This window comes from Actinomadura sp. BRA 177 (assembly GCF_013372625.1).
In the GTDB taxonomy this organism is placed as follows: Bacteria; Actinomycetota; Actinomycetes; order Streptosporangiales; family Streptosporangiaceae; genus Spirillospora.
The window spans coordinates 1-7,095 of record NZ_JABXFD010000298.1; the positions used below are offsets into that span (position 1 = coordinate 1).

Here is a 7,095-nt window from a genome sequence, read left to right on the forward strand (position 1 = left end):
ACTCCGGCAGGAACCACCCCGCCACCGCGCACAGCACGCACGCCGCCACACTCGCCGCGCCCAGCGCCCGGTAACCCCCCGCCGCCAGCACCGGCGACGCCACCGCCGACGCCGCCACCACCGCCAGCAGCGACACCGCCTCCGACCGCCCGATCAGCCGCGCATACGCCCCCGCCGCCCCGGCACGCTCCAGCTCCTCGTACACCAGCGCCTGCATCGTCCCCGACCGCAGCGCCGACCCGGCGCCCCACAACACGAAACCCGCGGCGAACGCCGGATACGAGGGAAAGAACGCCCACAGCCCGAAACCCGTCCCCGCGAGCAGGGGAGAGGCCACCAGAAGCAACCGGCGCGAGAACAGATCCGCCCACAGACCGGACGGCAACTCCAGCGCGAACGTCGTGACCGACCAGACCACGAACAGCGACGAGATCGCGGCAGGGGACAACCCGGTATCGGCGAACAACACCGCATAAACCGGATACAGAAGAACGAAATCCTCGAGGAACGCGTAGGCGTACAGCCTCCGCGCGAGCCCCGCCTCAGGTGAAGATCAATGTCGTCGGCGCATACCCGCACCCTAACCGCCCGGCCGCACCCCGCGCACCCCCGAATCCGGCCCGGGGAGGGGCTCAGGCGGCGGGATCCCGCCCGAACAGCGCCAGCAGCCGCGCCTGGTCGCCGGCACCGTCCGCGACACCGACCTCCGGGCCCACCTTGCCCACCGCACGCCCGCGCGGCGCCAGCCGCTCCGACGTCTCCAGCGCCGAACGCACCAGATCCGCGTCCAACTCCACCTGCTGACCGGTGGCCCGCGCCAGATCCCACGTATGCACCAGCAGCTCCGGGGAATACCCCTCCAGCCACTCCCGCAGCGTCACCACGTCCCCGAACGCCAGCGGAATCGTCCGGTCCAGCGCCTCGGGCGACAACTCAGCCATCGTCCGGGCCCGCACCGTCCGCCAAGACGCCACCGGATCCGCACCCGCGACCTCCCGCCAATCCGGATCGTCCTGGGGGAGAGGCCGCCCGGCCGCCCGCATCTCGATCACCAGCAGCCCCGCGGTGACATGCCCCGCCACATCGACCGCCGCCCACCCCTCGCACGGCGACGGCGAAAGCCACCGGTCGGACGGCACCGCCGCCAGCACCGCCTCGAACCCGTCCAACGCACGAACGAAACGCTCAGGAACCACGCCGACACCACCCGGAGCCAGTCACACCGACCCCGCCAATGTAACGACCGGCTCAGCAGACCCGGTCGTAGACGACGCACAACGTGCCGTGCCCACCCGCGGCCTGACCCGCGAGCCCCCACCGCCCCGCCGGCAGACCGTCCTCGAACAGGCGCGGCCCGCCACCGAGGAACACCGGGAAGACCGTGAACGCCAGCCGGTCGACCATGTCGGCCGCCAGCAGCGCCTTGATGACGCTCGGGCTGGACGGCACGAAGATGTCACCGCCCTCGCCCGCCCTGAGATCCACGACCACCTCGGCCGCGCGCCTGTCGACGACCGTCGCCCGCTCCCACGGCGCCTCGCCTAGCGTGCCGGAAAGGACCACCTTGTCGACGCCGACGAGCCACTTCGCGAAACCCTCATCGCTCACCCACCCCATGTCCAGCGGATCGTCCGGACTGGCGTACCGGCCGTCGAGGGAGAGGGCGATGTTGGTGACGACCCTGCGGCCGCCGGTCTGCTCCGTCATTCCGTGCTCCTTGCCTCGGTGTCTTCCATGTCGAGGCTCTGGCCGAAGCTGATCTCGATGCCCGCGGCGAAGTCCGCCGAACCGACCGTGCTGCCGGACACCCGGTAGTGGACGTCGAGGTCCGTGCCCGTACCCGCGGCCCGGAGATCGAAGTCGAGATGACCGGTGAACGCGAGACCGCCGCCGGGCAGCAGAGGGGACAGCCGGTCGGCCAGACGCTCCGCAGGCCGCACATCCTCAACGAGCCCCTCCGCGCGCCCGGCGACCACGTCCGAGCCCTCGGCGTCCTCGGCATCGCGGTACTCCAGGACGATCCGCCCACCCGCCCGCGCCTCGAACACCATCTCCGAAACACGCAGGTCATCAGGCGTCCACCACCGCGCGAGCAGCGCAGACTCGGTCAGATGCCGCCAGACCACATCTGGGTCGTGGCGGGCCCGCCCTGTTCATCCGGCAAGACGACCGTCTCGGACCTACTGTTGGAACGACTACGCCCGTACTTGAGGCAACTGGAGCCCCCAGACCACGGGGGACCGGCACGGGAGTGCGCGCGGAACGCGTCTCACCGACGTCGGGGCGCTGCTGGCGTTCTTCCACATCCTGTTCGGGGACTGCTGACGGCGGGGTTCTTTAACGCACACATGCCAGGGGACTACGTGCGGGACGGCGCGCTCGTCGCGTTCGCCGACGCCGGGGAACGCTGGTCGGACACCACAATCGTCCAAACCGCGGGCGTCAGCGAGCGGATCCTCGGGCACCTGCTACGCGGAGAATCGTCGACCAGGGCGGCCTGAGGGGTGGACATCATCAGGAACGCCCGCGCAAGTCAGCGCGGCAGGCGCATGTAGGCGGCCGGGGGTGTCCCGCTCCTGGCGTCGAAATCCGCTCTACTTAACATAATGTGCATTATCGACCAACGATCAGAACGCCTTGAAGCGGGGCGACCCGGGCCGATATGTGGCTCTCCGCGCAGGTACAGCTTCTCGTGGCGGTCGGCGCGACGGTGATCTCGTCTCGCGCGATCAACAACGTCGCGGACTCATCCGGCGTCGTCCGTCGTGGGGCGCGAGTTTTATCGGGCGGCGGTCGGGTCGAGGGTGATCCAGTAGCGGTCTTCGCCGCGGGCGCGGCCGGTGTGGACGCCGCCGTTCGCCACGATCACGCGGCGTGACGGGTCGTTGTCGGCGGCGCACGTCAGCAGGACGCGGTCCAGGCCGAGGCGGCGGCATTCCAGCAGGCCGGCGGCCAGCATCCGGGTCGCGTGGCCGCGCCGGCGCCAGGGCGTGACGACGTGGTAGCCGACATGGCCGCCGACTTCGGCGAGTTCGGGTGTCAGGCGGTGCCGGACGATCAGCGTGCCCAGGTAGTGCTCGCCGGAGATGTACCAGAACGTCGTGCACGGGACGCCCCAGCGCTGCTGGACGCCCCGGCGGTGTGCGACGAACGCGGTGAAATCGCGGTACGCCTCGTCCAGCCAGTCCGCAGGGTCGCCGCTCGCCAGCAGGTCGGCCCGCTCCCCGGCCAGGAACGACTCGCGCACCGCAGCCGTCGGCGCGGCCAGGCGCGGCGGCGGGACGAGCTCGTTCATACGCCCAAGTCTGCCGGAAGCCGATGAAACCGGTGCCGCGGTCCCTCACCTCCTGTCCCCCGATCAACACGACAGCTGCGCGAGAGGGTGGCCCCGGCCCCCCTCCTCCGCTGGGGTCGCGCCACTCCCCGGCCGCAAACCGGACAGAATCTGGATTCTGTCCGGTTTGCGTATTTTGTCCCGATAGGTCCGTTTGGGTGTGGGGTGTCAGGGGTGTGTGGTGAGGTCGGCGAAGCGGAGTGCGTTGCGGACGGCGGCGCCGCCCGGGTCGTTGTTGAAGTACACGTAGGCGTCGCCGGCGAGTTCGTCCGCCCAGCTCTTGAGGGTTTCGTCGGCGTAGTGCGGCCATGGCTCGGCGGGGCCTTCGTGGAAGCGCAGGTAGAGCCACCCGGTCGTCCGCCAGAGGGGTGTCTGGGGGCGGCCGAGGCGGTCGGTCCAGCACAGCGCGGCACCGCGCTCTTCCAGGACGCGGCGGGTCTCGTCCGTCCACCAGGTGGGGTGGCGGGGTTCGACGGCGACACGGACGCCTTGCGGGAACTGCCGCAGGCACGCGTCGAGGCGGCCCGGCTCGGCGCGCAGGGTGGGCGGGAGCTGCAGCAGGACGGGCCCGAGCTTGGGGCCGAGGCCGGCGGCGGCGGTCATGAGGCGCGCGACGGGTTCCGCGGGGTCGTTGAGGCGTTTCATGTGGGTCAGGTAGCGGCTGGCCTTGACCGCCATGACGAAACCGGGCGGGGTGTTGCCGCGCCACAACTCGAACGTCTCGCGGCCGGGCAGCCGGTAGAAGGCGTTGTTGTTCTCCACCGTCGCGAAGACCTCGCTGTAGCGGTACAGCCAGCGCCGCTGCGGGACGCCCGGCGGGTAGAGGACGCCGCGCCAGTCGGCGTACTGCCATCCCGATGTGCCGATGAGCATGCCGCCACTCCCCTCGTCCGTCCTGTGCTCATACCCGCGCCGCGTTCTGTCGGTGGCGGGCGGTAGCGTCCGGCGGGTGCGTCCTTCCGATGTTCAGCGTCTGACGGTGGCCGAGTGCGTGGACCGGTACGGGGAGATGGTGCGGGCGAAGACGTCGACGGGTGCGCTGGCGCCCGCGTCGGCGGAGATCTACGCGCGGGACGTGGTGACGTTCGCGGCGCTGGCGGGTGCCGAGCGGGTGCTGGACGATCTGACGGGCGAGGACGTCGATGAGGTGCTGCTTCGGTTCGCGCGCAAGCCGGATGAGCGGCGGCGGGCACGGCGGGTGGAGTCGGGCGGCGCCCCGTTGCAGAGCGCGGCGTCGCAGGCGCGGTTCCGGCGTTCGGTGTCGGCGTTCTTCCGGCATGCGGTGGTGGCGGGGTGGGTGCAGCTGAATCCGATGGACGCGGTGACGGTGCGGCCGAAGCAGCGGGGCGGGCTGCGGGCGGAGCGGCGGGCGCTGACGGTGGAGCAGGCGGAGGGGCTGCTGGGCGCGGCGCGCGATCTGGCGGAGGAGCCCGCAGCCGCGCGGCGGCGGCGGGATCAGCGGACCGAGTTGCGGGACGGGCTGATCGTGCTGCTGCTGGCGGCGGTGGGGCCGCGGGTGTCGGAGCTGACGGCGGCGAACGCGGAGGACTTCTTCGTCAACGGGGGGACGCGGTACTGGCGGATCTTCGGCAAGGGCGGGCGGACGCGGGACGTGCCGCTCCCCCGTCCGGTGGCGGAGGTGCTGGACGCGTATCTGGCGGACGGCCGGACGCTGCTGGACCGGGGGCGGGAGCCGAAGGCGCTGCTGCTGTCGTGGCGGGGGCGGCGGCTGGCGCGGGGCGATGTGCAGGGGGTGATCGACCGGGTGCTGGAGCGGGTGGAGCCGGTGCGGCGGCGGAGTGTGACGCCGCACGGGCTGCGGCATACGACGGCGACGCATCTGCTGGCGGCGGCGACGGACATGGACGCGGTGCGGCGGGTGCTGGGGCATGCGGACCTGTCGACGCTGGGCCGGTACCGGGACGAGCTGCCGGGCGAGCTGGAGGCGGCGATGCGGGTGCATCCGCTGCTGGGTCCGGTGGAGGGGCGGCGCGGCTGACGCGCCGCTCCCCCGGGCTGTCAGGCGGGGAGGGTGCGGGCGAGGGCGTAGGCCTCGGTGAGGTCGGTGCCGCGGTAGTCGAGGGCGGCGATGTCGGCGAGGTGGTGGTCGGCGTTGACGGCGACGGTGTTGGCGAGGTGCCGGAACAGGGGCGCGTCGGACATGGAGTCGCCGTAGGCGGTGCATTGCGCGGGGGCGAGTCCGTGGCGGGCGCGGAGTTCCTCGGCGATGCGGACCTTGTCGGCGGGGGTGAGGATGCCGGCGGGGTCGAGGGTGCCGGTGAAGGGCATCGGGGGGAAGCGGGAGGCGATGACGTCGTCGAAGCCGAGGTCGAGGAGGTGGCGGGCGAAGAAGTCGGGCGACATGGTGATGACGGCGGAGTGCTCGCCGCGGGCGCGGATGTCGGCGCAGACGTCGGCGATGCCGGTGAGCCAGGTCGCGGCGGTGTAGGCGGCGGCGACGATGCCGGGGGTGAGCCGGCGCCAGAGCCGGTGGATCTCGATGGAGAAGCCGCGCGTGTCGAGGGTGCCGGCAGCGAAGCGGGCCTCGAGGTCGTGGAGTTCGGGGAGGGTGCCGAGGTGGCGGGCGATTTCGAGGTTGGCGGTGGTGCCAGCGAGGAGTGTGCCGTCCATGTCGAAGATGTGCAGGTGTCCCACGGGATGTGAAGTGTGCCGGACGCGGGGGCGGCGCCGCGAGCGGTTTTCAGTCGTCGCGGGCCGGCCAGATGGCGTAGGAGACGAGGATGGCGGCCCAGATGGCGAGGGGCGCGGCGGGCCAGTAGGCCGTCCACTCCCCTGCGCGGAGGGCGGAGACGGCCCAGATGGCGGTCATGATGGCGGCGCCGCCGGTCCAGTAGCGCCATTCGGCGGCCCAGGTGCGTTCGTCTGCGTCGTTCTGGGCGGCGCGGCGGGCGTTGTCGGCGCGGATGCGGGCGGCGTGGGACGGGGGCAGGTCGGCGGTGAGGCGGTTCAGGTCGCCGCGGGTGGTGGCGGCGAGGGCCTGATGGAGGCGGCGGTGGTGTTCGGTGGTGTCGAGGGCGCCTTCGGCGAGGGCGTCGCCGAGGCGTTCGGCGGTGGTGTCGCGGTCGTGGTCGGAGGCGCGGACGGGGTCGTCGACCCGGTGTTCCATGGTGGGCTCCCTGGTGGGCGGTGTGGTTCCAGGGTGGCGCGGCGGAGGGCGGCGGGTCGTCCTTCGGGATGAGGAACGGGGTGTACATCGTTCGCAGGACGCGGCGCCGGCCCCCTGTCGAAAGTCGGGGGTGTTGGTGGCCGTTCGCGGGATCCGCGGGGTGGTGGTCGTTTTCTAGCGTCGTGGGCATGGACGGGGTTTGGGGTTTGGTGGACACGGCGGTGACGTCGCCGTGGTTCTACCTGGTGCTGTTCGCGGTCGCGGCGATCGACGGGTTCTTCCCGGTGGTGCCGAGCGAGAGCCTGGTGATCACGGCGGGGGTGTATGCGGCGTCGGGTGAGCCGGACCTGGTGGCGGTGGTGGTCCTGGCGGCGGTGGGCGCGTTCACCGGTGATCATGTGTCGTTCCTGCTGGGGCGCCGGGCGGGTGGCCGGCGGGTGCAGCCAGGGGGCCGCGGAGGGCGAGGCCGGGGGAGGCTCCGGCGCGGCGCGCACGACGCCCGGGGCGTCGGGGCCGATGCGGTGCAGGACGGCCGCGGCCAGGTTGCGGGCGCCCGGGCCTCCGGTGCGCATGACGTCCAGAAGGTCGGCGGCGGCGTCCTTGGCGTCGTGCGCGGCCAGCCAGCCGTCGATCT

11 protein-coding genes are annotated in these 7,095 nt (G+C 72.2%); 3 read left to right on the forward strand and 8 right to left on the reverse strand.

What is annotated here, in order from left to right:
• The 4 genes from HUX53_RS14300 to HUX53_RS14315 form a co-directional block, all read right to left on the reverse strand.
• The coding region (locus tag HUX53_RS14300; protein ID WP_309237216.1) for an MFS transporter at positions 1 to 469 on the reverse strand (469 nt) is incomplete at its 3' end.
• Positions 470 to 632: 163 nt separating this feature from the next.
• Entirely contained in the window at positions 633 to 1,169 is a 537-nt protein-coding gene (locus tag HUX53_RS14305; protein WP_176403673.1) for a TIGR03086 family metal-binding protein, read from the reverse strand.
• 79 nt (positions 1,170 to 1,248) lie between these two features.
• Positions 1,249 to 1,707, reverse strand: coding sequence for a dihydrofolate reductase family protein (locus HUX53_RS14310; protein WP_176403674.1), 459 nt, complete (start codon positions 1,705 to 1,707; stop codon positions 1,249 to 1,251).
• Positions 1,704 to 2,126 carry an SRPBCC domain-containing protein gene (locus HUX53_RS14315; protein ID WP_176403675.1) on the reverse strand — a complete coding sequence of 141 codons (423 nt, stop codon included), beginning with the start codon at positions 2,124 to 2,126 and terminating at the stop codon, positions 1,704 to 1,706. The genes HUX53_RS14310 and HUX53_RS14315 overlap by 4 nt, the downstream gene beginning before the upstream one ends.
• A gap of 222 nt (positions 2,127 to 2,348) precedes the next feature.
• On the opposite strand from HUX53_RS14315, the gene HUX53_RS14320 reads away from it, so the two are divergent.
• Positions 2,349 to 2,501, forward strand: coding sequence for a hypothetical protein (locus tag HUX53_RS14320; RefSeq protein WP_176403676.1), 153 nt, complete (start codon positions 2,349 to 2,351; stop codon positions 2,499 to 2,501).
• A 278-nt stretch (positions 2,502 to 2,779) separates the two neighbouring features.
• On the opposite strand, the gene HUX53_RS14325 is transcribed toward HUX53_RS14320, so the two are convergent.
• On the reverse strand, positions 2,780 to 3,295 hold the full coding sequence (locus HUX53_RS14325) for a GNAT family N-acetyltransferase (RefSeq protein ID WP_176403677.1): 516 nt from the start codon (positions 3,293 to 3,295) through the stop codon (positions 2,780 to 2,782).
• A gap of 207 nt (positions 3,296 to 3,502) precedes the next feature.
• A complete protein-coding gene (locus HUX53_RS14330) occupies positions 3,503 to 4,207 on the reverse strand; it encodes a DUF72 domain-containing protein (protein ID WP_176403678.1) in 705 nt (234 codons plus the stop codon).
• Between the two features lie 106 nt (positions 4,208 to 4,313).
• On the opposite strand from HUX53_RS14330, the gene HUX53_RS14335 reads away from it, so the two are divergent.
• The gene (locus tag HUX53_RS14335; protein WP_309237217.1) at positions 4,314 to 5,333 is read left to right on the forward strand and encodes a tyrosine-type recombinase/integrase; all 1,020 of its coding nucleotides are present in this window, start codon (positions 4,314 to 4,316) and stop codon (positions 5,331 to 5,333) included.
• 20 nt (positions 5,334 to 5,353) lie between these two features.
• On the opposite strand, the gene HUX53_RS14340 is transcribed toward HUX53_RS14335, so the two are convergent.
• Positions 5,354 to 5,989, reverse strand: a complete 636-nt coding sequence (locus HUX53_RS14340; protein WP_176403680.1) for an HAD family phosphatase — start codon at positions 5,987 to 5,989, stop codon at positions 5,354 to 5,356.
• Between the two features lie 46 nt (positions 5,990 to 6,035).
• Positions 6,036 to 6,461, reverse strand: a complete 426-nt coding sequence (locus tag HUX53_RS14345) for a DUF1707 domain-containing protein (RefSeq protein WP_176403681.1) — start codon at positions 6,459 to 6,461, stop codon at positions 6,036 to 6,038.
• Between the two features lie 188 nt (positions 6,462 to 6,649).
• Between HUX53_RS14345 and HUX53_RS14350 the strand changes: the two genes are divergently transcribed.
• Positions 6,650 to 7,095: DedA family protein (locus HUX53_RS14350; RefSeq protein WP_369009201.1), on the forward strand; the 446-nt coding region annotated here is incomplete at its 3' end.